Below are 26,021 nucleotides of genomic sequence, written 5' to 3'. Positions count from 1 at the left end.
GAACCGTCATCCTCGGCCTTGTGCCGAGGATCTGCAAACAGGGCGGCAGATGCTCGGCACAAGCCGAGCATGACGACTATACAGATATTTTTATCAAGGAGAGTCTCATGAGCTGGCAACCGGCCGCAGACCGTTATTCGAAAATGAAATATAACCGCACGGGCCGTTCCGGCCTGAAGCTTCCGGCCGTCTCGCTCGGCCTCTGGCACAATTTCGGCGGCGACACACCGCATGACCGCAAAATCGATATGTGCCGCACGGCCTTCGACCTCGGCATCACCCATTTCGACCTCGCCAACAATTACGGCCCGCCTCCCGGCAGCGCCGAGACCGCCTTCGGTGAAATCATGCGCAGCGAATTCGTCGGGCTTCGCGACGAGCTGATCATCTCCTCCAAGGCCGGCTACGACATGTGGCCCGGCCCTTACGGCGAATGGGGCAGCCGCAAGTATCTGATCGCCTCCTGCGACCAGAGCCTGAAGCGGATGGGCCTCGACTATGTCGACATCTTCTATTCACACCGCTTCGACCCGGAAACACCGCTGGAAGAGACCTGCGGCGCGCTCGACCATATCGTCCGTTCCGGCCGGGCGCTCTATGTCGGTATTTCCTCTTATAATTCGCAGCGCTCGCGCGAAGCCGCCGCGATCCTCAAGGAGCTCGGCACACCGTGCCTAATTCACCAGCCGAGCTATTCGATGCTCAACCGCTGGGTCGAGGACGACAGGCTGCTCGATACGCTGGATGAGGTCGGCATGGGCTCGATCGTCTTTTCGCCGCTTGCCCAGGGCATGCTGTCGACGAAATATCTCGGCGGCATTCCCGAAGACAGCCGCGCAGCGCAAAACCATTTCCTGAAGAAGGACTACATCCGCCCCTCGATCATCGACAATATCCGCAAGCTCAACGAGATCGCCGAAAGGCGCGGCCAGACGCTGGCGCAGATGGCGATCGCCTGGGTACTGCGCGGCGGCCGCGTGACCTCGGCGCTGATCGGCGCAAGCCGCTCGTCGCAGATCGTCGATTGCGTCAAGGCGCTCGACAATCTCGAATTCAGTGTCGAGGAGCTTGCTGAGATCGACGTTTATGCCCGCGAGGCCGACATCAATCTCTGGGCCAAGTCCGCCGAACGCGAATAGTCATCTCAGGCCCGGAGGCAAGTCTTCCGGGCCTTTTACTGTTATAATCTGATGTACGTACAGCAAAAAAAGCACCGCCGGTCGGAGGAGACCCTGTCATGATCCGCAATCCCATCCTGCCCGGGTTCAATCCCGATCCGTCGATCTGCCGCGTCGGCGCGGATTATTACATCGCTACCTCGACCTTCGAATGGTATCCGGGTGTGCAGATCCACCATTCGCGTGACCTGGTGAACTGGACGCTGGTGCGCCGGCCGCTGGAGCGGAGATCGCAGCTCGACATGCGCGGCAATCCCGATAGCTGCGGCATCTGGGCGCCGTGCCTATCCTATGCCGACGGGCAGTTCTGGCTGGTCTATACCGACGTCAAACGCTACGACGGCAATTTCAAGGATGCGCCGAACTACATCGTCACGGCACCGACGATCGAGGCCGAATGGTCCGAGCCGCTCTATGTCAATTCCTCCGGCTTCGACCCTTCGCTCTTCCACGACGATGACGGCCGCAAGTGGTTCGTCAACATGCAGTGGAACCACCGGACCGAAAGTTATGGCGGCTCGCCGAAATCGCCGGCCTTCGACGGCATCCTGCTGCAGGAATGGGATCCGGTGACAAAGGCGCTGAAGGGGCCGATCAAGAACATTTTCGCCGGCAGCCCGCTCGGCCTCGTCGAGGGCCCGCATCTCTTCAAGCGCAACGGCTGGTATTACCTCACCACCGCCGAGGGCGGCACCGGCTACGACCATGCCGTCACTATGGCGCGGTCGCGTAATATCGACGGGCCCTATGAGATGCATCCGAACATGCATCTCATCACCTCCAAGGATCATCCGGGCGCGGTACTGCAGCGGGCAGGGCATGGCCAATATGTCGAAACGCCCGAGGGCGAGGCCTATCACACCCATCTTTGCGGCCGGCCGCTGCCGCCAAAGCGGCGCTGCACGCTGGGCCGCGAGACCGCCCTGCAAAAGTGCGTCTGGCGCGACGACGACTGGCTCTATCTCGAAAACGGCACCACCGTGCCCGATGTCGATGTGCCCGGCCTCTCCGGCGCGGTGCCCGTGGAAAAGCCGATGCGCAGCGAATACAGCTTCGATGGCGGCGTGCTGCCTGCCGATTTCCAATGGCTGCGCACGCCAGAGCCCGCGCGCATCTTCAACCTGACGGATCGTCCCGGCCATCTACGCCTGTTTGCGCGCGAAAGCATCGGCTCCTGGTTCGAACAGTCGCTGGTTGCCCGCCGCCAGGAACATCACAGTTTCCGCGCCGAGACCGTGGTCGAGTTCTCGCCCGATACCTATCAGCAGGTGGCGGGGCTGACGCATTACTACAACCGCCACAAATTTCACGCCGTTGCGGTGACGCTGCACGAAACACTCGGCCGCTGCGTGACGATCCTCTCCTGCAACGGCGACTACCCGAACGGACGCCTGAGTTTTCCCGCCGAAAGCGGCGTGGCGATTGCCGCCGAGGGCCGCGTCCAGCTCGCCATGGAAATCCGCGAGAACGACCTGCAATTCTTCTGGCAGACCGAAGGCAAGGGCGCCTGGCAACCGATCGGCCCGGTCCTCGATGCCGGAGTGATCTCAGACGAGGGCGGACGCGGCGAACACGGCTCCTTCACCGGCGCTTTCGCTGGCGTGTTTGCCTTCGATACATCGGGTCGGGCGAAGGCCGCGGATTTTGACTGGTTCAATTACGACGAGTTGTGAGGGATACCCTTGATCCCTTTCATCCGCAGCGAGCCACGGAAAGAGCGAGGTGCGGAAGGAACGAAAAAAGAAAGCCGGCACAGGGCCGGCTAAGACGAACGCGGCTGAACTGGGGATACTGGCCGGTTCAAAGCACTTCGTGACTGAACAATAACTTTCACTACATGCCGAGGCAGCAAAAATGGGGCGCAACGAGAACACCCGGAGACGGCTCCGCAAAGGGGTGGGCGGCGGGGCGGATGCCGGTGCTGACCTCGGCTCTCTTATCGGGCACGAAGATCACCGGATGATGACATATGAAGCCGGTCGCTGCCTTTCTTTCGCCGGCCAACCGCTTCGGCGGGCCAACTGTGTTGGCAGCACGTGAATGCAGTGTTCATGCGCTTAAGGATGTTAAAGCGTTACAAAGGGACTATATAGCGGGCCGAAGTAACTTCCGAGAATCCGCAAGAGTCCCGCATGGCCCCCATCATTTCCGTTCAGAACCTCACCAAGACCTACTCCAATGGGTTCGAGGCCCTGAAGGGCATCAATCTCGACGTCGAAAAGGGTGAGATCCTGGCGCTGCTCGGGCCGAACGGCGCCGGCAAGACGACGCTGATCTCGATCATCTGCGGCATCGCCAATCCGAGCGGCGGCCGGGTGCTGGTCGCCGGCCACGACGTCGTGAAGGATTTCCGCGCCACCCGCGGGATGATCGGGCTGGTGCCGCAGGAGCTCACCACCGATCAGTTCGAGACGGTGTTCAATACAGTCAGCTTTTCGCGCGGGCTGCACGGCAAGAAAGCCAATCCTGCCCATATCGAGAAGGTGCTGCGCGCGCTCTCGCTCTGGGACAAGAAGGACAATATGCTGCGCCAGCTCTCCGGCGGGATGAAGCGACGGGTGCTGATCGCCAAGGCGCTCTCACATGAGCCGGATATTCTTTTCCTCGACGAGCCGACCGCCGGCGTCGACGTGACGCTGCGCAAGGACATGTGGCATGTCGTCGAAGAGCTCAGGGCCTCCGGCGTCACCATCATCCTGACTACCCATTATATTGAAGAGGCCGAGGAAATCGCCGATCGCGTCGGCGTCATCAACGGCGGCGAGTTGCTGCTCGTCGAGGACAAAGCGGCGCTGATGGCCAAGCTCGGCCGCAAGCAGCTCATCCTCGATCTCACCGAACCGCTGAGCCGCCTGCCGGATTGTTTTGCCGGCAACGGGCTGACGCTGGAAGCAGACGGCAACCGGCTGACCTATGATTTCGACGCTGGCAACGAACAGGAAAGCATTGCGGCACTGCTGACCCGGCTCGGCGAGAACAATATTCATTTCAAGGATCTCTCGACGCGGCAAAGCTCGCTCGAGGACATCTTCGTGGCGCTGGTGGGAGCAGAAAAATGAACGTCGAGGCCGTCAAGTCGATCTATTTCTTCGAGATGGCGCGAACGCGCCGCACACTGCTGCAGAGCGTCATCTCGCCCGTCATCTCGACCTCGCTCTATTTCATCGTCTTCGGCGCCGCGGTCGGATCACGCATTCAGGAGGTGGAGGGCGTGTCCTACGGCGCCTTCATCACGCCCGGCCTGATCATGCTGACGCTGCTCGGCCAGTGCATCAGCAACGGCTCTTTCGGCATCTATTTCCCTAAATTCACCGGCACGATCTACGAGGTGCTTTCGGCGCCGGTGGCGATGACGGAGATCCTGCTCGGTTATGTCGGTGCGGCGGCGACCAAGGGGATGATCATTGGCTTCATCATTCTCCTGACCGCCAATCTCTTCGTCGACGTCAGGATCGAGCATCCCTTCATGATGATCCTGTTCTTCCTGTTGACGGCGATCACCTTCAGCCTGTTCGGCTTCATGATCGGCATCTGGGCCGGGAATTTCGAGCAGCTGAACCTCATTCCCATGCTGGTCGTGCCGCCGCTAACCTTCCTCGGCGGGAGCTTCTATTCGGTCAGTATGCTGCCGCCTTTCTGGCAGGCGGTCAGCCACCTCAACCCGGTGCTCTATCTCGTCAGCGGCTTCCGGTGGAGTTTTTACGGGATCGCCGATGTCAATCCGGCGATCAGCCTGGCGATGATCACGGTGTTTCTGGTGATCTGCCTGGGAACACTCGCCTGGATCTTCAAGACCGGTTACCGGCTGCGCAACTGATCCGGCAGAAATGCCGCAATTTCAACATGAAGGATTGCTCAGCAAAACGTCATCGGTCATGGGGCAATCTGATGGTCAGCAGCAATGTGCTTGGATGTGTCGCAATCGTTTCGATCTATTGTCTAATCCCGCAGCAAAGCCTGTCGCAGGAGACCGCCCATTCCATCAAGGTTACCTATGCCGTGGTGATGGAGGGGAAGGAGCCTTTCTCTGCCGAGGTGTCATGCCTTCCGGACGACACATGCAGTCTCGCCAAGCATGACGATCTCGGCATTGATCTTGCAATTACAGTGTTTCCGGGCTCAGAGGCGCATGGTGAATTGGGCATCTATTGCTCGCCCAATCCTTGTTCCTTCCAGAATTTGCGATCACGGATCGAGTTCTTCGGTCGGCGTGCTACTGTCGATATTTTGTCCGGTGAGGCTGACTCTGGTGTCACGACTCTGCTGGTTGTAAGGCGACGCCCGAGGATCGGTGAAGTCCTCATCTCGTACTGAGCGCATTGCGCCAGTTCCCGTCAGGCGCTGCTGACGAGAAGGGCGCCCGAGATGATGAGGAAGGTGCTGGCGACGAGCTTCATTATGTCGAGCTCGGAGGCTTCGCCGAGTCGTGCCGCCACCTTCCTCGGCGGCAGCTTCTATTCGGTCAGTATGCTGCCGCCCTTCTGGCAGGCGGTCAGCCATCTCAACCCGGTGCTCTATCTCGTCAGCGGCTTCCGCTGGAGTTTTTTACGGGATCGCCGACGTCAACCCGGCAATCAGCCTGGGGATGATCACGGTGTTCCCGGTGATCTGCCTGGGAACGCTCGCCTGGATCTTCAAGACCGGCTACCGGCTGCGGAACTGATCGTTTTCTGAAACAACCATCGGAAAATTCGATGACGTCATCGGTTTCTTCCGTTTTTCTTCCGCTCCGGTCCGAGGCATCTGCTGCGTCAGCCAAGAAGGAGACGGCAGATGACGGATATCAGGATCGAAGGCGCGAAGATCATTATTGTTGGCGGCAGTTCCGGAATGGGGCTGGCGCTGGCGAGGCGCTTGCTCGGGGAAGGGGCGGCGGTAACGATCGCAGGACGCAGCGAAGACAAGCTTATGGCGGCCCGTCGCGATCTCGGCGAGCATCCTGGATTGGCGACGGTTGCAGTCGATATATCGCGCGAGGAAGAGGTCGCGGCGCTGTTTTGCAATAGCGGGCCGGTCGATCACATCGTCAGCACGGCGGCCGATATCGAAGGCGCCTATCAGCTGCTGCCTACGATCGAGCTTATGGCGGCGCAAAGGGTGGTCGAAAGCAAGTTCTACGGGCCGCTGCTGCTGGCGAAATACGGCGCCGCCCATCTGCCGCCCTCAGGATCGATTACTTATACGTCAGGTGTCGCGGCCTACCGGCCGGCGGCGCGTGGATCAGTGGTCGCAGCCGTCAATGCGGCGCTCGAAGGCCTGGTCAGGCGCTTGCCGTCGAACTGGCGCCGATCCGGATCAACGCGGTGTCGCCCGGATGGGTAGATACGCCGATCTGGAGCTTCGTCGCCGGCGACGCCAAGCAGGCGACACTTGATGCGATGGCACAGCGCCTGCCGGCCGGACGCGTTGGACGGCCCGATGATATTGCCGATGCAATCCGCTTTCTGATCGGCAATGGATTTACGACAGGCACTATCCTGCATGTCGAAGGCGGGCATCGGCTGGTCTGAGCGGCGAGAGTTCTTCGCTTGCCGATTGCAGCAGGAGGGTAAGCGCCGGCGGCTGCACGCGCCTGCGCCGCCACATCATCACCAGCGAGGCTGCGGGTGGTTTGCCCGGCCATGGCAGTTCGACGACGTTGCGCCGCGCTGCGGCCGGGCCGACGGCAAGGCGCGGCACGAGGCCATAACCGGTGCCGGAAGCGACGAGCCGGACGATCGTCGCGATGCTGTCGGCTTCGGTGACGATTGATGGTGCTGCAATGTGTGCTTCGGTAAAGGCCGTGTCGAACAGGTGACGGTAGACGCAGCCGGTTTCGGTGGCGACGAAGGGTGCAGTGCTCAGTGCCGCGAGGCTTGCGGGTGGTCGGGCTTGAAAATCGCGGCCGGCAATCAGCGCCAGCGGTTCGCTGCAGATGCGGCGCGTCAAGAAGCGCTCATCCTGCTGTCCGCGATCGAAGGTGAAGGCGATATCGATCGAGCCATGCTGCAATTGCGCGAGCAATTCGCCGCTGCCGCCGACCTTGAGCTTGAGGCCGACGTCTGGGTTCTTCTTGCGAAAGAGTGACAGCCAAGGCGCCAGCCGCTCGGCGGCGATGGTTTCGAGCGTCCCCAAGGTGATGGACTGTCCGGCGCTGCCGGCTGCAACACTGACGGCGGCCTTCGCCTCGTCGTTCAGTGCTAGTATCTCTTCGGCATAGGCCTTGAGGACCGCGCCTGCCGGTGTCGGGACGACGCCCTGCCGGGAGCGGAGGAAGAGGTCTGCGCCCAGTTCCTCTTCCAGCGCCTGTATCTGGTCGCTGAGGCTCGACTGAGCGAGATTGACCTCGGCAGCGGCGCGCGTGAGATTTTCGTGCCGGATCACTGCGAGGAATGTCTTCAACTGTCGTGGGTTCATGTCGAGCTCCGGTATGGCGCAGAAGCGCCTTGACGTAGGATATCAACAAAGCAGAAGGCGCTGCAACGCAGGAGCATGTGGCGGCGCACCAGTTCCCGTCAAGCGCTGCTGACGAGAAGGGCGCCCGAGATGATGAGGAGGGTGCCGGCGACGAGCTTCATTACGTCGAGTTCGGAGGCTTCGCCGAGAAAGACGGCGCCTATCGCCAGCGTCACCAGTACGTTGCAGCTCCAGATTGGCGCGAGTTTTGAGACGGGGACACCGTAAGTGAAAAGCGCAAAGCTGATGAGGCCGGTGCCGACGGCAAAGCAGGCGCCTGCGGTGGCGGCAAAACCGAGACCCTCGGCGGTCCAGGGGACGGGGCGCCAGATCAGCGCGGCGATCAGGCCGGCGAGCGCGCAGGCAGCGCCGAAGGCGATCAGGTAGACGGCGGAGCCGGTGGCAGCCGTGGCGCTCTGCTTCTGGAAGATCGCGGTGATGCCCCAGAACAGGGCGGGCAGAACGCCGCCGATGACGATCGGCCAGAGTGAATTCATTGCGAAACTCCTGTTGCACCCATGGGTCAAGGCCTCGCCTCGGGCAATGGCCGGTCGAACATGCGGTGCCACCAGACTAGGAGTTTCTTTTTGCTCTTTGTGGTCTTGTTGTTGCTCTTGAAGGTGACAGATCCGACCGCTGCCGTAAAGGCGCCCGCAGCGGCAGCGGGATCAGGAGCGCTGCGAGGCTTAATCGCGCATGCGGAGTTCGTCGGTCTGCATCTGCAGCGAGCCCAGCGTTTCCAGGAAGCTCATGCCGAGCAGGCTCTGGTCGAGCCGGCCGTCCTCGGCGACGCTGGCTGCGACATTGTTGCGGATGATCGGGCCGATCGCTACCTGGTCGAGGGTGACGGGTGCTGCGCGGCCGCGGCCGTTGGCTGTCATGATAGTCATGGAATAGGTGAGGCGGGAGAGATCGATGCCGATCCGTTCGGCATCTTCGCGCGACAGCGCCACTATGCTCGCGCCGGTATCGACGAGCATCTGGATCGTCTGGCCGTTGACCGCGACATCGGCTTCGAAATGGCCGTTCAGCAGCTTGTGCAGGATGATCTCCTGGCCGCCCTCGCTTGTGGTAACGACGACGGCACGGCCCGGAACGAGGCCGGCTAGCAGCCTGTTGCCGACGCCGAGAGCTTCCTGGCGATAGAGATAGACGGTCACGAGCGCCAGGATGATGACCAGCCAGATCATCATCTGGCGCATCGTTTCGCCGACGCTGCGCCGGCTCGCCCAGATGCCGGCCGACAGCATCAGAGCGATCGGCAGCAGATAGACGACGCGGCCGAAGTCATCGCTCTGCAGGCCAAGGATCCGGCTGTTGTCACTGTTGAGGATCAGCACGGCAAGACCGATGCCGATCACGACGAGGAAGACGGTCAAACGGATCATAAAGGCCGCTCCTGCCTACCGGCGAGGCTTGATTTCACATGGTTCGACACCGTGGCGGCGCCGGCAAGCCTTGCCGGTAGTAGCGCCATGATCCGCGTTCGCTCAGTGTCGGAATAGCTCGTCCAGCTACCGATTTCCTCAAGGGTCCGGCCGCAGCCGGCGCAAAATCCGGTGCTGGGCTCCAGGGAGCAGAGGTGAATGCAGGGTGTTTGCATGAGCGATATATCGGAGTTTCAAAGTGCCGTGGCAAGGGCGCAAAGAGTGGCGATCTCGCAAATTTGCTGCGTCGCGCCCAGCGTATCGCCGGTGTGGCCGGCAAGCTTGCGGCGGATGAAGGCGGTGAAGGCGAGCCCTGCGATGCCGGTGGCGAGCAGGCTTGCGACTAGCGGCCGCAGGCCGAATGCGGGCCAGATCAGAAGCGCTGCGACGAGGCCGGCTGAGGCGAGCGCAAACTGCATCGCCGCCTCGTCCGGCTGGCCGGTCGAGGCGGCCACGCCATCGGCCTTTGCCGGCGCCAGCCGCTGCCAGTGCCAGGCGATGGCGCCGCGGCTGAGAGCCGCGACGGCGGGAATGGCGAGGGCTGCCGTGAGCGGCGAGGAATGGCGGGCGATCACAGCAAGCGCGGCGGCGCGGATCGCGAAGGAGAGGATCAGGGCTATCGCGCCATAGGTGCCGATCCGGCTGTCCTTCATGATGAGCAGGCTCTGTTCGCGGTTCTTGCCGCCGCCGATGCCGTCGGCCGTATCGGCCAGGCCGTCCTCGTGCAGCGCGCCGGTGACGAGGACCTGGATGGAAAGCGCGATCAAGGCTGCCATCAGCGGGTCCGCACGCAGCCCCAAAAGCAGGAGGAGGGCGAGTGCGGGGATGAAACCGATGACGATGCCGGCAAAGGGAAAGGCGCGCACCAGCCGGCCGAGCCTGCCGTCATAGCCTTTGAACAGCGATGGCGGCATGGGAATGCGGCTGAGGAAGGCGACGGCGCGGGCGGTATCGACCGCATAGTCCTTGATCTTCATTCTGCTTCGTTCTGCCGGAGGTCTCGGCTTATGGTCGCGGCGGCGCTTTTGGAGTTGTTCGCCTCGTCCGCCCGCTTTAAGAGAGTTGCCACCTGCAAAGAAGCTGATTTGCGGGAAAAAAACAAGAATACCCGGAATCATAGGAAAACCGCACAGATGAGCGTTTCAGGCCTGCCGTTCGACGATTTCCGTACCCTGCTCCGTGACCTGCCGGGGCCGGATGCCCGCGCGCTGGTGGCGGCGCGCGAACGTGACGCGCAGCTGACCAAGCCGCCGGGTGCGCTCGGACGGCTCGAGGAAATCGCCTTCTGGCTTGCTGCCTGGACGGGCCGCACACCTGCCGTCAACCGGCCGCTGGTGGCGATCTTTGCCGGCAATCACGGCGTCACCAGGCAGGGCATCACGCCCTTTCCGCCAACGGTGACGCAACAGATGGTCGAGAATTTTGCAGCGGGCGGTGCGGCAATCAACCAGATCTGTGTCGCCTATGATCTCGGGCTGAAAGTCTTCGATCTGGCGCTCGATTACCCCACCGGCGACATCACCGAGGAGGCAGCGCTTTCCGAGCGCGATTGCGCCGCGACCATGGCCTTCGGCATGGAGGCGATCGCCGGCGGCACCGACCTGCTCTGCATCGGCGAGATGGGCATCGGCAATACGACGATTGCGGCGGCGATCAACTATGCGCTTTACGGCGGTTCGGCGCGTGACTGGGTGGGACCCGGCACCGGTTCGGAAGGCGAGATGCTGGAGCGCAAGATCGCAGCGGTGGAAAAAGCGGTAGCGCTGCATGGTGACCATCTCGACGATCCGCTCGAGATCATGCGTCGGCTTGGCGGCCGCGAGATCGCGGCGATGGCCGGCGCCATCCTTGCTGCGCGCATGGAGCGCATTCCGGTGCTGATCGACGGTTATGTCGCGACCGCCGCGGCGGCGATCCTCAAAGCCGCCAATCCGTCGGCACTCGATCATTGCCTGATCGGCCATGTCTCCGGCGAGCCCGGACATCTGCGCTCGATCGAGATGCTCGGCAAGACGCCGCTTCTGGCGCTCGGCATGCGGCTCGGAGAAGGCACCGGTGCGGCGCTAGCCGCCGGTATCGTCAAGGCGGCCGCCGCCTGTCATTCCGGCATGGCGACCTTCGCCCAGGCAGGTGTGTCGAATAAGCATTAAGGCCGCGGTCGGCGCCGCCGATCCGCACGCCTTCGCTTGCGCGCCTCAAGTGGATTCGGTATTTGCGTATTCGCTCATCAAAGGAGGAGACGGCAAAGCCTCTCCCGGTCTGTGATGCAACGGGAAGAGGAGAGGGCATCTTGACGAAGCCTGCGGTGACGAAAGAGACCGGACTTCGGCATTTCATCGCCGCCGCCAGCTATTCCTGGGCGGGTTTCCTGCGGGTGCTGAAAGAGGCGGCCTTCCGCCAGGAACTCGGATTCTTCGTCGTTTCGATCGCGGCGCTGGCGCTGGTGGGAGCCACTGCGGGCGAGATCGTCGTCGCGGTGCTTCTGTTTCTCGGGCTCTTTTCGATGGAGGCGATGAATACCGCCGTCGAAGAGGTGATCGACCGGATTTCGCCGGAGATTTCGATCGTCGGAAAACATGCCAAGGATCTCGGCTCCTTCGCGGTGACCTGCATGATCGCCGCCTGCTGCCTCTATCTCGGCTTCGTCTTCGCTAAGCACCTGTTCTTTAGTTGAATCAGGCAAAACTCTTGCGTTTGCGCGCGACGGCCTGGGCCTCCTCGACGGCCGGCAGGCTCTGGAGCACGCGCTTGGCGGGCAGGATGGCGATGACCTCGGTGCCCTCGCGCAGCTTCGATTTCAGCAGGAACTGTCCGTCATGCTTGGCAAGGATCGCCTGGACGATGGGCAGGCCGAGGCCGGTGCCCTGTTCGGCGCTCTTGATGGCGATCGAGCCTTGGCCGAAGGCCGACAAGACGACGGGAATCTCTTCTTCCGGAATGCCGGGGCCGTTGTCCTTGATCGAGATGTACTGGCCGCCGCCGGCGGTCCAGCCGACCTTGACGTGGATCTCGCCGCCCTGCGGCGTGAACTTGACGGCATTGGAGAGAAGATTGAGCACCACCTGGCGCATCGACTTTTCGTCGGCCCAGATGGCCGGCAGCTGCCGCTCGAACTGGTCCGAAATGGCAATGTTCTTGGCGCGGGCGCGCAGCTGGACCATGCCGATGCAATCTTCGGTGATATCGAGCAGCGAGATCGCCTCCTCGCTCAGTTCGTATTTGCCGGCCTCGATGCGCGACAGGTCGAGGATCTCGTTGATGAGATCAAGCAGATGCTGGCCGGAGCGGTGGATATCGCCGGCATATTCCTTGTAGGTCGGATTGGCGAGCGGCCCCATGACTTCGGCCGACATCACCTCGGAAAAGCCGAGTATGGCGTTGAGCGGGGTTCGAAGCTCGTGCGACATGGAGGCAAGGAAGCGCGACTTGGCGAGGTTTGCCTCTTCGGCGCGGCGGCGAGCCTCGTCCGACATCGATTTCGCCACTTCCAGCTCGGCGATCAGGTCGTCCTTCTCCGATTGGTAGGAAAGGATCCTGAGGTTCGACTTGAAGAGCCGGTCGCTGATATAATTGAAGAAGACGAGGGTGGTGGTGAAGAGCCCCGTCAGGCTGATTTCGAGGAGGTCGCGCGACAGGCCGCTCTTGGCGGCAAGCGCCAGGACCGCCGGCGAGAAGGCGGCGAGCACGGCGGGCGTCAGCATGAAGTTCGACATCGCCGTGACGGAGAGCGCGATCAGCAGCGTGGCGCCTTTATAAAGAACGAAGCTCGACGGCTCGCAGGTGTCGCAACCCTGTAATGCGAAGACGGCCCAGCAGCAGCCAATCAGGAACTGGCCGGAGAGCAGCAGGCGGCGCCATTTGCGGGCGCTCTCGGCGGTGATCTCCTGCCGGCGCGCGCGCCTTGCAAGCAGGATATTGCCGGCGTGACAGGTGAGTGTCAGCAGCGCCCAGAAGATCAATTGCGTATCTTCAGTGAAATAGACGCCAAGCGCGGTGATGATGACGACGAAGAGCGGCATGATCGTCGCGCCCTGCAGCACCGACGCCACATACATGTCGAGCACGTCACGATCGAAGGAGGAATTGGACGCATGACCGGACTGAAGACGTTCGCGCGTCTGCCGCACGGCCTTGGAAACGGCCTTGTTGCGGTGGCTGCGCGACCTGTCGACGATGATCTTGTCGGTCGATGTGCTTACGCCGGTACTCATGTGCACGTTGAAACTTCATCCCAGGGTGGATAAGAGCTTAACCGGCAATTCTTAAGAAGATGTTTGCCATCTTTGCCAAGGATTTGTTTTTTAAGGAGGCGAAAGCGTGACACGGGGCCTGCGCCTGATTCGCGACGGCGTGATTGCTTTTGCCCTGCTGGCGCTCGTGGCGCTGATCGCCGCCAAGCTCAACGATGCAGCAAAAATCGAGCATGCGGGCGCCTTCCATGCTGCCGACGGCGACAGCCTGGTATTGGGAGACGAACGTTTGCGCCTCGAAGGCATCGATGCGCCGGAACTCAACCAGAGCTGCGAGCGGGCGGGGAAAGCCTGGGCCTGCGGGCGCGCGGCGCGCGCGGCGCTGCAGGACATGGTGCTGGTACCGGGAACGCTTTGTCAGGGCAGCCGGCGCGACCGCTACGACAGGCTGCTCGTCGTCTGCCTGAGCGGGGCGGGCGGCGACATCAATGCCGCCATGGTGCGCCGGGGCATGGCCATCTCCTATGGCGATTATGGCAAGGAGGAGGCCGAGGCGAAGGCTGAGAAGACCGGTCTCTGGGCCGGAACTTTCGAGCGGCCGCGCGATGTGCGCGATCATGCGCGCCAGAGTTCCGGCTTCGATGGCGCCCTGCGCTTCATCGGGCAGGTCGTCGGATGGGAGTAAAACCATGAGCGACGAAGCCATGCTGGAGACGCTACGGCGGGAGATCGCCTGCTGTCGCATCTGTCGCGACGCACCGGCGAAAGGCCTCGAATACCGGCTGCCGCACGAGCCGCGGCCGGTGGCGGTGATCTCATCGAGCGCGCGCATCCTGATCGCCGGGCAGGCGCCCGGGCTTCGGGTGCATGAGAGCGGCCTGCCGTTCGACGACGCATCGGGCGACCGGCTGCGATCATGGCTCGGCGTTGACAGGGCAAGCTTCTATGACCGCGACCGATTCGCCATCGTGCCGATGGGCTTCTGCTTTCCTGGCTACGACGACAAGGGCGCGGATCTGCCGCCGCGGCGCGAATGCGCGCCATTCTGGCGGCAAAGAGTGATCTCGGCCATGCCGCAGATCGAACTGGTGCTGGTCATCGGCCAATATGCGCAGGCCTGGCATATGGCCGGCGAAAGGCAGGACAATATGACCGAGACGGTGCGGGCATGGCGTGACTGTCTTCTGTCCGACCGATCGCCGGCGGTGCTGCCGCTGCCGCATCCGAGCTGGCGCAATAGCGGCTGGCTGAAGCGCAATCCCTGGTTCGAGAAAGAATTGCTCCCGGTCTTGCAGGAACGGACGAAAATGCTGCTTTCCTGAAACAAAATTCTTTTCGTTGCGCGGAATCGAGTTATACAAAGAAAATAATTCGAAAGGACTGTTGTGCGCATGGATCGCCTCGACCGAAAAATACTGCGTCTTCTGCAAGAAGATTCGACGCTTGCCGTTGCCGATCTCGCCAAGAAAGTGGGTCTCTCGACGACGCCATGCTGGCGACGCATCCAGAAGATGGAAGAAGACGGCGTCATCAAGCGCCGAGTCGCCATTCTCGATCCGGAGAAGGTCAACACCAAGGTCACCGTCTTTGTGTCGATTCGCACTGCCACCCATTCGATCGAATGGCTGCGCCGCTTTTCCGAGGTGGTCGCCGAATTCCCCGAAGTGGTCGAATTCTACCGGATGAGCGGCGATGTCGACTATCTCCTGCGAGTCGTCGTGCCCGATATCGCCGCCTATGACGCTTTTTATAAGCGGATGATCGCCAAGATCGAGATTCGCGACGTTTCCTCCGCCTTTGCGATGGAGCAGATCAAGTATTCGACGCAACTGCCGCTCGACTACATGATTCTCGACAATGCCAAGTCCAACGAGGATTGAGGCCAAGCGTGCGGCCATGACCGCACGCGATCATGCAAAATCCAACGAGGACTGGGACCAGACGTGAGTCTAACCGGGGATATGCCCGTTGGAGGCGAGGTGTGACACTCTGGCCGCACGCGGGAATGCCGGTTCGGCAAGACCGAGTTCTGGCATGTGCGGTCGGTGATTGCAAAAAAGCCTCAAAAATAGCGAAAAAACGCTCAAATCGCCCCCAATTCCTGGAAAAATGAATAGCCTGGTAAGGATTCCGGGGTTATGGTCGATGAAACCAGTGGGCGATATGTCATAATTTTGTCTCATTGGTATCGAATTCAGGACACCATGTTCTAAACCGCCACCTTGTTTGTGCTTGTTAGCCGGCGGTAGAGTTTATGCGCTTCACCAGTATGTTCGACGGGGGTCGGACGGTGGGGAATTTGACAATGGGGTGTAGCGTTTGCGGCTTGCGATGGAGGATTTCCGTCGCGGAGCCGCTTGGCGTGTTTTCTTTATAAATATTTGAAATTGTTGTATAAAAATCACGTTGCCGGGGAAAGTAGCCGGTGAGAACCCATCTGGCGTGCATCGACAATTGCTTGATAGAGCCTTGTATGTGATGACGGTTTGGCGGTTCGATCGATCCGCACGCCGAGATGGCTGTTCAAACTGGGCCGGCTTCAAATCGACTACCCGATCTGAAGCCTGCCCCGATCGACAAAGGAATGGATTGGTAAATGAACATCAGAATGGTTTTGCTTGCATCAGCAGCAGCATTTGCTGCATCGACGCCGGTTCTTGCAGCTGACGCTATCGTTGCTGCCGAGCCGGAACCGGTTGAATACGTTCGCGTCTGCGACGCTTACGGCACCGGCTACTTCTACATCCCGGGCACCGAAACCTGCCTCAAGATCGAAGGCTACATCCGTTTCCAGGTCAACGTTGGCGACCAGCCAGGTGGTGACAACGATTCTGATTGGGATGCAGTAACTCGCGGTCAGGTTCAGTTCACGGCCAAGAGCGACACCGAGTATGGTCCGCTGACCGGCGTCATCGTCATGCAGTTCAATGCTGACAATGCCACCGATCAGGATGCCATCCTCGACTCCGCTTACCTCGACGTCGCGGGCTTCCGCGCCGGTCTGTTCTACAGCTGGTGGGACGATGGTCTCTCTGGCGAAACCGACGACATCGGTTCGGTCGTAACGCTGCACAACTCGATCCGCTATCAGTATGAAAGCGGCACCTTCTACGCCGGCCTCAGCGTCGACGAACTGGAAGATGGCGTTTACAAGGCTGGCGAAGAAGCTAACAACGTTGGCGTTGCCTTCGGCGTTGGCGGCACTGCCGGTGTGTTCAGCTACCAGATCACCGGTGGCTATGACGTCGACAACGAAGACGGCGCTATCCGTGCAATGGGTACCGTTGACATCGGTCCCGGTACGCTCGGCCTCGCCGGCGTATACTCCACTGGCCCGAACTCGTACTACTCCTCGGCTGAATGGGCTGTTGCTGCCGAATACGCTATCAAGGCAACCGACAAGCTCAAGATCACCCCGGCCGTTCAGTACTACGGCAACTACTTCGGCGGCGGCACTGTCGTACCTGATGATTTCGACGGTCTCGGCGATGCTTGGAAGGTCGGTCTGACGGTTGATTACCAGATCGTCGACAACTTCTACGCCAAGGCTTCGGTTCAGTACCTCGATCCGGATGATGGTGACGACTCCACTTCGGGCTACTTCCGCCTGCAGCGTTCGTTCTAATCCACTTGGTGGATGCTCCCGGTCTTCGGACCGGGAGCACTACAATCAGTTTCTGATCCGAGTGACCTCCGATCAGCTACGGGGACGGGTCCGGTCTTCCCTGCCGGACCGTCCTTGCAGCGTTTCCGGCGTACTGTCTTCAAGGCAGTCAATCACGATGCCTTCAGGTGAGCCGAACCGGTGCGGTGTGTATTGCACTCGGCATCCCGCCAGCCTCGTTCTAGAGGCACCCTGTTTTTCCATTTTTCCAACGAGCTGGATCCACCGATAGAATTGTCGTGCGGACGGCTGTTTGTCCATTCTCCCATTCGGCATCGGTTTGTTTTGTCGCAACAGGTCGCGAAAAGAAAATCCAATGCCGACAATGTGATCACAGCTTTTTGGGAGAGAGGATACAACCCTTGCTGGGGGCCGGCATTCATTCCTACTCGCGGATAGCTTGTTCTTATGGACGATCTCAACGACTACTATTATTTCGCCGCCGTCGTCTCCAGCGGCGGTTTTGCTTCGGCAAGTCGCGATCTCAAAATACCGCGTTCGAAACTCAGCAGGCGGGTCAGCCGGCTTGAGGAAGGGCTTGGCGCGAGGCTCATAGAACGCTCGACCCGCCACTTCCGGGTGACTGAAATCGGCCAGGCTTTCTACGAAAGATGCCAGACCATCCTGCAGGAGGCCGATCGTGCCAAATCGATCGTCAGCGAGGCTCAGTCCGACCCGCAGGGTGTGGTGCGGATGGGCTGTCCGCTCGGTCTCGTCGACATCTCGGTCGGGGGGATCCTGCCCGAATTCCTGGAACGTTATCCGAAGATCAAGCTGCAGATCATTGGCTCCGACCGGCGCGCCGATCTCATCAACGAACGGATCGACCTCGAGGTGAGGGCGACCAACGAGCCGGAGACGCAGACGAGCCTGACGATGCGCAAGCTCGACCGTATCCGGCGTATCCTGGTCGCAAGTCCATCGCTCGTCGAGCGTACAGGCAGTTTGAACTGCGTGGACGAACTCGCCGAGCTGCCGACGTTGGCAATGACGTCATGGGTGTCGTTCCACACCTGGGAACTGGTCGGTCCGAATGACGCCAAACAGGTGATTCGGCATCAGCCACGGCTCACCTGCCGCAGCATGACCGCCATCCTCGACGCGGCCCGTGCCGGCCTCGGCTTCGGGCTTCTGCTCGAAAGTGCCTGTGAGGCCGATCTCCAGGCCGGCAAGCTGGTGCGGGTGCTGCCGGAATGGCAGTCGGAGGAGAGCCAGTTCTACATCGTCTTCACGACGGCCAAGGGCATGCCGCCGGCGGTGCGGGTCCTGATCGATTTCCTGGTCGAAAAGTCCAGGCAGCATTGATTTAGTTATTCGAGCCGGCATCCCGTCTTATCTCAACCGTGCCAAGAGCTTTTCGCCGGCCAGTTCCCTGGCGGCATCCTTGCCGATCCAGCGGGCGGTTTTATCAGGGCTTTCCGCCAGGATCTTTGCAAGTGCCAGCGCCGGTGCATGGCAGGCGAGATTGCGCTTGCCGATGCTGCGCAGCGCCCAATTCACCGCCTTGCGAACGAAGTTTCGCGGGTCGCAGGCATGGGCCGCGATCAGCGGCATCCAGGCAAGGAGGGTCGCGTCGGACTCCATTTTCCGATGGGCGGCGGCACCGGCAATCATGGCGAAGGCGGTGCGCCTGATAAATTCACGCTCGTCGGCGGCGAAGTCTGAGATGAGCTCGTCCAGCCCGGCCTCGACGAAGAGATCGGCGGCGCAATCGACGATCTCCCAGGAGTTGAAATCATCGGCCCAATGTCGGGCTTCTTCCGTCGTCAACCGCTTCGGTTCGGCTGTGTAGAGGGCGAGCAGGCGGGCTTCGCGGATATCGCTTCGCCAGAGCTGAATTGCCCTGAGGTGATCCTTCTTCGCCAGTCTGGCGACCGCGCGGATATCGGGATTGGAGATGCCGAGGGCACCGCCGGTGACGATGCCGAAGCGCGCCATGCCGGCGACATTCTCCTCCGAACGCAGCGTTTCGAGATGCGCGATCAGGTCGGCCGCATCGGAGGAGGGGCCGATCATTTCTCGAGGCGGGCGAGCAGCGAGGATGTGTCCCAGCGATTGCCGCCCATTGCCTGCACGTCGCCATAGAACTGGTCGACGACCGCGGTGACCGGCAGCTTGGCGCCGTTGCGGCGGGCTTCGGTGAGCACGATGCCGAGATCCTTGCGCATCCAGTCGACCGCGAAGCCGAAGTCGTATTTGCCTGCGTTCATAGTCTTATGGCGGTTTTCCATCTGCCAGGAGCCGGCTGCACCCTTCGAGATCACCTCGACGACTTTTTCAATATCGAGGCCGGCGCGCTTGCCGAAATGCAGCGCTTCGGCAAGTCCCTGGACGAGGCCGGCGATGCAGATCTGGTTGACCATCTTGGTCAGCTGGCCCGAGCCTGCCGGCCCCATCAGGCCAACCATGCGGGCATAGGCGTCGATGACAGGCCTGGCGCGTTCGAAGACGGCCTCGTCGCCGCCGCACATGACGGTCAGGACACCGTTTTCGGCGCCGGCCTGGCCGCCGGAGACGGGAGCGTCGATGAAATCGACACCTTTTTCCTTTGCCGCGGCATAAAGTTCGCGGGCGACTTCAGCGCTGGCTGTGGTGTTGTCGATCAGCACCGAACCGGGCTTCATGCCGTGTAAAGCGCCGTTCTCGCCTAATGTCACCGAGCGGAGATCTTCGTCATTGCCGACGCAGACGAAGACGAAATCGGCACCGGCGGCGGCCTCGGCCGGGGTGGGGGCGGCGTGGCCTGAAAATTTCGCGGCCCAGGCGGCGGCTTTTGCCGGCGTGCGGTTATAGACGGTGACATCGTGGCCGCCTTTCGTCTTCAGATGTCCCGCCATAGGGAAACCCATGACGCCGAGACCGATGAACGCGACTTTTGCCATATGTCCTATCCTTTTCCTCAAGTGCAGGCCCGAGGATTAACCGAAACGGCGGGAGCAGAAAAGCCCGTGAATACGGACTTCCTTCCGATTGACGCATATGAGGCTGGCTACCGTTCGGCCGAGCCCTAGATTGGAGGGAAGGCATTATGTTCCGGGGGTGACATGAGCGAAATTCCGACGATCAAGCCGCGGCGCAAAGGCCGTAGCGGAATGCAGGCGATGCTTATTCCATCGCAGCAGATGGTCGTAGAGCAGATTCGATCGGCACCGGAAGGTGTCTTCACCGAAGTCGGCACTCTCCGCCGCCGCCTCGCCGCTCAATACGGGGCGGACGCCTGTTGTCCGGTGACCGTGCAGCGGCATTTGCGTGCGATCGCCGAGTTGTCATTCGGCGCGCTGGAGAAGGGCGAGCCGGTTTCGACGGTTACGCCCTATTGGCGCATGGTCGATCCCGCAAGCCTGCTTGCGAAGCGTCTTGCCGGCGGCCCCACCTTCATCCGTGAGCGCCTGGCCGCCGAAGGTCGGGAGTGAGGGACGCGCGAAAAAAATTCCGCTTGAGGTCGATTTCCGGGCCGCAAAATTTCAGCAAAGGCCAAATGTTGCAAATAAAATTGTCGATCTAAAATATAGATTTCATCATCATGACATTCATCACTGACAGGTCGACCAGCCGAAAACTGGCTTGGCATCATCAAAAAGGGGAAAAGTCATGATTTCACGTCGACAAACGCTCGGGCTTTTCGGAGCTGCTGTGGCCACGGCAATCCTGCCGGCTGTCCGGCCGGCACGCGCTGCCGCCAGCGAATTCCGCATCGGCTGGCAGAAGAATGGCGTGCTGGCGCTCGCCAAGCGGCGCGGCGCGCTTGAGAAGCGGCTTGCCGATCGCGGCATTACCGTCAGCTGGTCGGAGTTCACCTCCGGTCCACCGCTTCTCGAAGCGCTGGGCGCCGGCGCTCTCGATTTCGGTGCGACCGGCGATGTGCCGCCGCTCTTTGCCCAGGCGGCCGGCGGGCAGCTCTATTATGTCGGTCTCTACCAGGGCAGCCCGGCAGCCTCGGCCATCCTCGTGCGCAAGGATTCGCCCATCAAGACGCTTGAAGACCTCAAGGGCAAAAAGGTTGCCTTCAAGCGCGGCTCCAGCGCGCATAACGTAACCGTCAAGGTTCTGCGCCAGGCGGGCTTGAAGCCCGAAGATGTCGAGCAGCTCGACCTTTCGCCGCCGGATGCCGCCGCCGCCTTTAAGAATGGCAGCATCGACGCCTGGTCGATCTGGGACCCCTATCTGGCGATTGCCGAAGCCGATCCGGAGACACGTATCCTGACGACCGCCGAAGGCATCGTCGACTCCTACAGTTTCTTCCTCGCCAATCGCGATTTCACCGATGCCAATGGGCAGGTGGTCGTCGACGTGATCGATGAGCTTGCCAAGGTCGGCACGTCGGCCCAGAGCAATCTCGACGAGACGGTGAAGGAACTTTCCGAGATCACCGGCGTGCCGGTTGACGTGACGCGCGTGACCTTGACGCGAAAGGGCGCCGATCTCGGCAGCGTCTCGACCATCACCGATGCCGCCGCCGCCTATCAGCAGGCGCTCGCCGACGAGTTCCACGGGCTCGGCATCCTGCCGAAGAAGCTTACGACCGGCGATATCGTCTGGCGTCCCAAGGCAAGCTGATTTTCCGGCCGAGCCAAGATTTCCGCGAGGCGGCATGGAGAGGGCCTCCATGCCGCTGAACCGGAAAAATATTCTCCAAAACGGATTAGAATAGCAAATTGATATTGTCGATCTAATTGATGGTCTATGTCACTATCCTCGCGATCGAGCGGACACCGAAAGGCATCTGCCTGCTGCCATCCGATCGACAGGGATATTTCAGATGCTCGCGCATAGACAGACAGCCGGCCTTCTTGCCGCCTCCGCCGCCACCACGATCCTCCCAAGCATCTGTGCGGCGGCGGCGCTAGGCAAGGCAGACAGAGAGCCATCTCGACCACGCGAGTTGATTTTCGAATTCCGCAGCTAAAGGACCGTCTTCCAATGACCACCATCTCCAATACTGGCACATCCGAGCCCATCAACTTCCTCTGGTTCATCCCGACATCGGGCGACGGCACCTATCTCGGCTCCTCCGATCTCAACCGCGCGCCCGAGATCGGCTATCTCACGCAGATCGCCCAGGCCGTCGACCGGCTCGGCTATTCCGGCGTGTTGCTGCCAACCGGGGTTGCCTGCGAAGAATCCTTCGTGACGGCGGCAGCCCTTGCCGCCAAGACCGAGAAGCTGCAGTTTCTGGTGGCGATCCGTCCCGGCACGGCATCGCCTGCCTATTACGCGCGTCTTGCGACGACGCTCGACCGCATCTCCAACGGCCGCCTGCTGCTCAACATCGTCGTCGGTGGTAGCCCGGCGGAGCTTGCCGGTGATGGCATCCATCTCGAGCATGACGAGCGCTACGCCCATGCCGAGGAGTTCTTCACCGTTTTCGAGGAACTGCTGGAAAAGGGAACGGCAAGCTTCGACGGCAAATACATCAAGGCGACCAATGCGCGCCTCGGCTTTCCCTCGGTGCAGAACCCGCGCCCGCCGCTCTATTTCGGCGGCTCGTCGGATGCCGGCATCGATTTCTCCGTCGGCCGTGTCGACAAGTACCTGACCTGGGGCGAGCCGCCGGCACAGGTTGCCGAGAAGATTACCAAGGTGCGCAAAGCCGCCGGCGAGCGCGGCCGCGAGGTAAGCTTCGGCATTCGTTTGCACTTCATCGTGCGCGAAACCGACGAGGAGGCGTGGGAGGCGGCCGAGCGGCTGATCCGCCATCTCGACGACGATACGATCCGCGAGGCGCAGGAGCGCTTCGTTCATGAGTCCGACTCGGTCGGCCAGAAGCGCATGGCCGCCCTTCACGGCGGCCGGCGCGACAGGCTCGAAGTCTCGCCGAACCTCTGGGCCGGCGTCGGCCTGGTGCGCGCCGGTGCGGGCACGGCGCTGGTCGGCTCGCCGAAGACGGTGGCCGCGCGCCTTCGCGAGTATCAGGAGATCGGCATCGATACGGTGATCGGCTCCGGCTATCCGCATCTCGAAGAGGCCTATCGCGTCGCCGAACTGCTTTTCCCCGAACTCGGCATCACCCGCGAGCAACAGCGCCTGGGCTTCAACAACGAGTTCGGCCGCAAGCAGGTCTTCGCAGGCGGCAGCCATGGCGGCAATCTGAAAGTCGTCTCCGGCTCCTGAACTCGAACGAAGACGCAGAGCGTGACACCGCCGCAAGTCGCTTAGGGCTTGTGGCATCCTGCTCCCGATAAGCGCGAGGACAATGCATGTCGACTTTCGATACTCCATTCGTACGGTCGGTCGCTTCCGAAAAAGCCGGGAAGGCGGGTTCGCGCCTGCCGCTGCCCGGCCTGGACAAGCTGACCCCCTATCTGGTGCCGATGGCGATCGTGGCGTTGTGGCAGCTTGCCTCCTCGGCCGGCTGGATCTCATCGCGCATCATGCCGTCGCCGGCCGATGTCGGCCTCGCCTTCTGGTCGACGACGGTTTCCGGCCAGTTGCCGAACGACGTGCTGGTGAGCGCCGGCCGCGCCTTTGCCGGCCTTCTCGTCGGCGGTTCGATCGGCTTCCTGCTCGGTATCGCCAATGGCGTGTCGCGCATCTCCGAACAGCTGACCGATACGACGCTGCAGATGCTGCGCACCATTCCGCATCTGGCGATGATCCCGCTTGTCATCCTGTGGTTCGGGATCGGCGAGGAATCGAAGCTGTTTCTGACCTCGCTCGGCGTGCTCTTCCCGGTTTATCTCAACACCTATCACGGGGTGCGCAATGTCGATCGCGATCTGATCGAGATGGGCAAGGTCTATGGCATGGGCAACTGGACGCTTTTTCGCAAGGTGATCTTTCCAGGTGCGCTGCCGTCGATCTTCGTCGGCCTCAGATATGCGCTCGGTATCATGTGGCTGACGCTGATCGTATCGGAATCGATCGCTGCATCGTCTGGCATCGGCCACATGGCCAACAATGCCCGCGAATTCATGATGACTGACGTCGTCGTGCTCGCCCTCGTCATTTATGCCGTGCTCGGCAAGCTTGCCGATGTCATCGCCCGGGTGCTGGAGAGGCGGCTGCTCGCCTGGAACCCGGTCTATCAGAAATAGGAGAAACGCCATGACATCGATCGCACATGAGCGTTTTCACGCCGTCGCCAAAGAGCCAGCCTATACGCGCGAAAACGCGCCGGCAGTGAGCCGCAGTGCGCCCGCGGCGATCAGCTTGACCGGACTTGAAAAGAGTTTTGGGGGCAACCGTGTGCTGCGCGGCATCAACCTGCATATTCCGGCCGGCCAATTCGTCGCCGTGATCGGCAAGAGCGGCTGCGGCAAGAGCACGCTGCTGCGCATCCTGATGGGCCTCGACGAACCGAGCGCCGGCGAGCTGCATTTCGAAGATGCCGACGGCGCGCAGGCGAGCCCGAATGCGCGCATTGTCTTTCAGGAGCCGCGGCTGCTGCCCTGGCTCAGCGTCGCTGACAATGTCGTCGTCGGGCTTGGAGACGGCATCGACAGCCGGGCTGCGGCCAAGGCGGCTGAAGCCGTGCTTGCCGAAGTCCAGCTTGGCGAAAAGACCGGGGAATGGCCGGCGCGGCTTTCCGGTGGGCAGCGGCAGCGCGTGGCGCTGGCGCGGGCGCTGGTCAGCCGGCCAGGCGTGCTGGCGCTCGACGAACCGCTCGGCGCACTCGATGCGCTGACGCGGATCAGCATGCAGGAACTCATCAACCGTGTCTGGCGCGAACTCGGCTTCACCGCCGTGCTCGTCACCCATGATGTCAGCGAGGCGGTGCATCTCGCCGATCGGGTCATCGTGCTCGATGAGGGGCGGATCGCACTCGATCTTCCCATTCCCTATCCTCGTCCGCGCCGCCACGGCCATCCTGGTCTCGCCGAGCTGGAAGGCCGGCTGCTTGCCGCGATTCTCGGCACCGACGGCGGCCATTGATCCCAGCGCTATTCGCGACGCTACATGACCTCGGCATAGGCGAGGCGTGTCCGCGCGAGCATGCATGCCCAATGGCGAAAATGTATAGCCGCTCGGGTATGTGAAATTCACTCGCCTCTGCCAACCGCGCTGCCACGCGTGCTAAATGCAGCAATATTTTCTTGAGTTGTTTTACGTCCAGCTTGACTCACTCATACCTCCATGGCTATACGTTAATCCATAGCCAACGGGGTATGGATTGTAGATGTCGGACACCCAGGATGTGCTCTTCAGAACGCTTGCCGATCCGACCCGGAGGGCTCTTTTCGAACGGCTGTGCCGCGAAGGAGAGAAGACGGTCGGGGCTCTGACGGCTCGGGCCGGGGTCTCGCAACCGGTCGTCTCGAAACATCTCGGAATCCTGAAGCAGGCCGGATTGGTGCGCGACCGTCACGAAGGTCGCCAGACGCATTACAGCGCCCAGCTCGGTGCGCTGGCGCCGCTGGTCGACTGGACAAGTGAGATGGCGGGCTTTTGGCAAAACCGGTTCGACCAGCTGGAAGATCTATTGAAAAGGATGGACCAATGACCGAAATTTCAAACGAAACCCGTTCCGTCATCGTCGAACGAGAGATCCCTTTTCCGCCGGAAAAGATCTGGCGCGCGCTCACGCAACCGCATCTAATCGCGGACTGGCTGATGAAGAACGACTTCGTGCCGGTGGTGGATCACCGTTTCAAGCTGAGCGCGGATTGGGGCTCCGTCGACTGCCAGGTCCTGGAAGTCGAGCCGAACAAAACCCTGTCTTACACCTGGGCTGCCTATGATCTCGAAAGTGTCGTCACCTGGACTCTCACACCCAAGGGTGCGGGCACGCAGTTGCGCATGGAGCAGTCGGGCTTCCGGCCGGATCAGCGGCAGGCTTACGGGGGCGCCAAAAGCGGTTGGCAGCAGTTCTTCGCAAAGCTGGAGCAGGTGCTGACGCGGATAGGGTGAGGTCGCGGCCAAACGGATCACGCCATCCGCTTCGGCTCGTTTTCGCAGGAGGTTCCCTTGAATTGGAATAACTGGCTTCGGCAAATCCACCGCTGGCTGTCCATTGCCTTTACGCTGGCCGTCATAATTAATATCATCGCGATGGTGCAGGAGAAATCGTCGGTCTGGGTGGGCCTCATGGCGCTGCTGCCGCTGACCTTGCTGCTGCTCACCGGTCTCTACTTGTTCGCGCTGCCATATGCCACCAAGTGGCGTGGCGCGGGACGCAGCGGAGGGTAGG

General features: G+C 61.4%; 28 protein-coding genes and 2 pseudogenes. 22 read left to right on the top strand and 8 right to left on the bottom strand.

Features of this window, described 5'->3' with window-relative positions; translation table 11 throughout:
* Nucleotides 1–107 precede the first annotated feature (107 nt).
* From mgrA to GR198_RS12675, 7 genes and pseudogenes are all read left to right on the top strand, one after another.
* Nucleotides 108–1,139, top strand: a complete 1,032-nt coding sequence (gene mgrA / locus GR198_RS12705; RefSeq protein ID WP_003540422.1) for an L-glyceraldehyde 3-phosphate reductase — start codon at nucleotides 108–110, stop codon at nucleotides 1,137–1,139.
* Between the two features lie 98 nt (nucleotides 1,140–1,237).
* Complete coding sequence (locus GR198_RS12700; protein ID WP_164022661.1) at nucleotides 1,238–2,851, top strand: glycoside hydrolase family 43 protein; 1,614 nt, start codon at nucleotides 1,238–1,240, stop codon at nucleotides 2,849–2,851.
* 459 nt (nucleotides 2,852–3,310) lie between these two features.
* Nucleotides 3,311–4,237: an ABC transporter ATP-binding protein gene (locus GR198_RS12695; RefSeq protein WP_003540418.1), complete on the top strand. Its 927-nt coding sequence runs from the start codon at nucleotides 3,311–3,313 to the stop codon at nucleotides 4,235–4,237.
* Nucleotides 4,234–4,995, top strand: coding sequence for an ABC transporter permease (locus tag GR198_RS12690; protein WP_003540416.1), 762 nt, complete (start codon nucleotides 4,234–4,236; stop codon nucleotides 4,993–4,995). Before GR198_RS12695 ends, GR198_RS12690 begins: the two co-directional genes overlap by 4 nt.
* A 71-nt stretch (nucleotides 4,996–5,066) precedes the next feature.
* The gene (locus tag GR198_RS12685; RefSeq protein ID WP_164069086.1) at nucleotides 5,067–5,492 is read left to right on the top strand and encodes a hypothetical protein; all 426 of its coding nucleotides are present in this window, start codon (nucleotides 5,067–5,069) and stop codon (nucleotides 5,490–5,492) included.
* A gap of 120 nt (nucleotides 5,493–5,612) precedes the next feature.
* Nucleotides 5,613–5,841 (top strand): annotated as a pseudogene (locus tag GR198_RS12680) (ABC transporter permease); the annotation flags it as partial.
* 110 nt (nucleotides 5,842–5,951) lie between these two features.
* Nucleotides 5,952–6,688: pseudogene (locus GR198_RS12675) on the top strand (SDR family oxidoreductase).
* Here the strand turns inward: GR198_RS12675 and GR198_RS12670 are convergent.
* From GR198_RS12670 to GR198_RS12650, 5 genes are all read right to left on the bottom strand, one after another.
* A complete protein-coding gene (locus GR198_RS12670) occupies nucleotides 6,651–7,574 on the bottom strand; it encodes a LysR family transcriptional regulator (RefSeq protein ID WP_164069085.1) in 924 nt (307 codons plus the stop codon). The pseudogene GR198_RS12675 and the gene GR198_RS12670 overlap by 38 nt on opposite strands.
* 98 nt (nucleotides 7,575–7,672) lie before the next feature.
* The gene (locus tag GR198_RS12665) at nucleotides 7,673–8,110 is read right to left on the bottom strand and encodes an EamA family transporter (protein WP_164069084.1); all 438 of its coding nucleotides are present in this window, start codon (nucleotides 8,108–8,110) and stop codon (nucleotides 7,673–7,675) included.
* Nucleotides 8,111–8,299: 189 nt separating this feature from the next.
* Nucleotides 8,300–9,001, bottom strand: coding sequence for a TIGR02281 family clan AA aspartic protease (locus tag GR198_RS12660; RefSeq protein WP_131709241.1), 702 nt, complete (start codon nucleotides 8,999–9,001; stop codon nucleotides 8,300–8,302).
* Nucleotides 8,998–9,216: a DUF1289 domain-containing protein gene (locus GR198_RS12655; RefSeq protein ID WP_003540405.1), complete on the bottom strand. Its 219-nt coding sequence runs from the start codon at nucleotides 9,214–9,216 to the stop codon at nucleotides 8,998–9,000. Before GR198_RS12655 ends, GR198_RS12660 begins: the two co-directional genes overlap by 4 nt.
* An 18-nt stretch (nucleotides 9,217–9,234) precedes the next feature.
* Entirely contained in the window at nucleotides 9,235–10,017 is a 783-nt protein-coding gene (locus GR198_RS12650) for an adenosylcobinamide-GDP ribazoletransferase (RefSeq protein WP_003540399.1), read from the bottom strand.
* A 156-nt stretch (nucleotides 10,018–10,173) separates the two neighbouring features.
* Here GR198_RS12650 and cobT point away from each other — a divergent pair, with 156 nt between their 5' ends.
* Together cobT and GR198_RS12640 are read left to right on the top strand one after the other, a co-directional pair.
* Nucleotides 10,174–11,190, top strand: coding sequence for a nicotinate-nucleotide--dimethylbenzimidazole phosphoribosyltransferase (gene cobT, locus GR198_RS12645; RefSeq protein WP_020050292.1), 1,017 nt, complete (start codon nucleotides 10,174–10,176; stop codon nucleotides 11,188–11,190).
* Between the two features lie 140 nt (nucleotides 11,191–11,330).
* A complete protein-coding gene (locus GR198_RS12640) occupies nucleotides 11,331–11,714 on the top strand; it encodes a diacylglycerol kinase (RefSeq protein WP_164022664.1) in 384 nt (127 codons plus the stop codon).
* Between the two features lies 1 nt (nucleotide 11,715).
* Here the strand turns inward: GR198_RS12640 and GR198_RS12635 are convergent, their stop codons facing one another.
* Nucleotides 11,716–13,251, bottom strand: a complete 1,536-nt coding sequence (locus GR198_RS12635; RefSeq protein WP_164069204.1) for a sensor histidine kinase — start codon at nucleotides 13,249–13,251, stop codon at nucleotides 11,716–11,718.
* A 106-nt stretch (nucleotides 13,252–13,357) separates the two neighbouring features.
* Between GR198_RS12635 and GR198_RS12630 the strand changes: the two genes are divergently transcribed.
* The 5 genes from GR198_RS12630 (at nucleotide 13,358) to GR198_RS12610 (ending at nucleotide 18,199) form a co-directional block, all read left to right on the top strand.
* Nucleotides 13,358–13,915, top strand: coding sequence for a thermonuclease family protein (locus GR198_RS12630; protein WP_164069083.1), 558 nt, complete (start codon nucleotides 13,358–13,360; stop codon nucleotides 13,913–13,915).
* Nucleotides 13,916–13,919: 4 nt separating this feature from the next.
* Nucleotides 13,920–14,552, top strand: coding sequence for a uracil-DNA glycosylase family protein (locus tag GR198_RS12625; RefSeq protein ID WP_164047781.1), 633 nt, complete (start codon nucleotides 13,920–13,922; stop codon nucleotides 14,550–14,552).
* 69 nt (nucleotides 14,553–14,621) lie between these two features.
* Nucleotides 14,622–15,110, top strand: a complete 489-nt coding sequence (locus GR198_RS12620) for an Lrp/AsnC family transcriptional regulator (RefSeq protein WP_003540387.1) — start codon at nucleotides 14,622–14,624, stop codon at nucleotides 15,108–15,110.
* A gap of 716 nt (nucleotides 15,111–15,826) precedes the next feature.
* Nucleotides 15,827–16,855, top strand: a complete 1,029-nt coding sequence (locus GR198_RS12615; RefSeq protein ID WP_003540385.1) for a porin — start codon at nucleotides 15,827–15,829, stop codon at nucleotides 16,853–16,855.
* A gap of 447 nt (nucleotides 16,856–17,302) precedes the next feature.
* Nucleotides 17,303–18,199 (top strand): LysR substrate-binding domain-containing protein, encoded by an 897-nt coding sequence (locus tag GR198_RS12610; protein ID WP_003540384.1) that lies wholly within the window; start codon nucleotides 17,303–17,305, stop codon nucleotides 18,197–18,199.
* Nucleotides 18,200–18,226: 27 nt separating this feature from the next.
* Here the strand turns inward: GR198_RS12610 and GR198_RS12605 are convergent, their stop codons facing one another.
* Nucleotides 18,227–18,910, bottom strand: a complete 684-nt coding sequence (locus GR198_RS12605; protein ID WP_164022667.1) for a DNA alkylation repair protein — start codon at nucleotides 18,908–18,910, stop codon at nucleotides 18,227–18,229.
* A complete protein-coding gene (locus tag GR198_RS12600; protein WP_003540382.1) occupies nucleotides 18,907–19,776 on the bottom strand; it encodes an NAD(P)-dependent oxidoreductase in 870 nt (289 codons plus the stop codon). Before GR198_RS12600 ends, GR198_RS12605 begins: the two co-directional genes overlap by 4 nt.
* Nucleotides 19,777–19,938: 162 nt before the next feature.
* On the opposite strand from GR198_RS12600, the gene GR198_RS12595 reads away from it, so the two are divergent.
* The 8 genes from GR198_RS12595 (at nucleotide 19,939) to GR198_RS12560 (ending at nucleotide 26,020) form a co-directional block, all read left to right on the top strand.
* Nucleotides 19,939–20,307, top strand: a complete 369-nt coding sequence (locus GR198_RS12595) for a hypothetical protein (protein ID WP_029870751.1) — start codon at nucleotides 19,939–19,941, stop codon at nucleotides 20,305–20,307.
* A gap of 178 nt (nucleotides 20,308–20,485) precedes the next feature.
* The gene (locus GR198_RS12590; RefSeq protein WP_029870752.1) at nucleotides 20,486–21,451 is read left to right on the top strand and encodes an aliphatic sulfonate ABC transporter substrate-binding protein; all 966 of its coding nucleotides are present in this window, start codon (nucleotides 20,486–20,488) and stop codon (nucleotides 21,449–21,451) included.
* 363 nt (nucleotides 21,452–21,814) lie between these two features.
* On the top strand, nucleotides 21,815–23,005 hold the full coding sequence (ssuD, locus tag GR198_RS12585) for an FMNH2-dependent alkanesulfonate monooxygenase (RefSeq protein WP_003540376.1): 1,191 nt from the start codon (nucleotides 21,815–21,817) through the stop codon (nucleotides 23,003–23,005).
* Between the two features lie 86 nt (nucleotides 23,006–23,091).
* Entirely contained in the window at nucleotides 23,092–23,928 is an 837-nt protein-coding gene (locus tag GR198_RS12580; RefSeq protein ID WP_003540374.1) for an ABC transporter permease subunit, read from the top strand.
* A gap of 10 nt (nucleotides 23,929–23,938) precedes the next feature.
* Complete coding sequence (locus GR198_RS12575; protein ID WP_017994328.1) at nucleotides 23,939–24,766, top strand: ATP-binding cassette domain-containing protein; 828 nt, start codon at nucleotides 23,939–23,941, stop codon at nucleotides 24,764–24,766.
* 244 nt (nucleotides 24,767–25,010) lie between these two features.
* Complete coding sequence (locus tag GR198_RS12570) at nucleotides 25,011–25,334, top strand: ArsR/SmtB family transcription factor (protein WP_003540367.1); 324 nt, start codon at nucleotides 25,011–25,013, stop codon at nucleotides 25,332–25,334.
* Nucleotides 25,331–25,741, top strand: coding sequence for an SRPBCC family protein (locus tag GR198_RS12565; RefSeq protein WP_164069082.1), 411 nt, complete (start codon nucleotides 25,331–25,333; stop codon nucleotides 25,739–25,741). Before GR198_RS12570 ends, GR198_RS12565 begins: the two co-directional genes overlap by 4 nt.
* A gap of 57 nt (nucleotides 25,742–25,798) precedes the next feature.
* Nucleotides 25,799–26,020, top strand: coding sequence for a hypothetical protein (locus GR198_RS12560; RefSeq protein ID WP_003540360.1), 222 nt, complete (start codon nucleotides 25,799–25,801; stop codon nucleotides 26,018–26,020).
* Nucleotide 26,021: the final 1 nt, after the last annotated feature.

This window comes from Rhizobium leguminosarum, assembly GCF_010668065.1.
GTDB classification, from domain to species: domain Bacteria; phylum Pseudomonadota; class Alphaproteobacteria; order Rhizobiales; family Rhizobiaceae; genus Rhizobium; species Rhizobium leguminosarum_S.
Note: the sequence above shows the minus strand (reverse complement) of the source record. Positions and strands in the feature narration are given on the sequence as shown.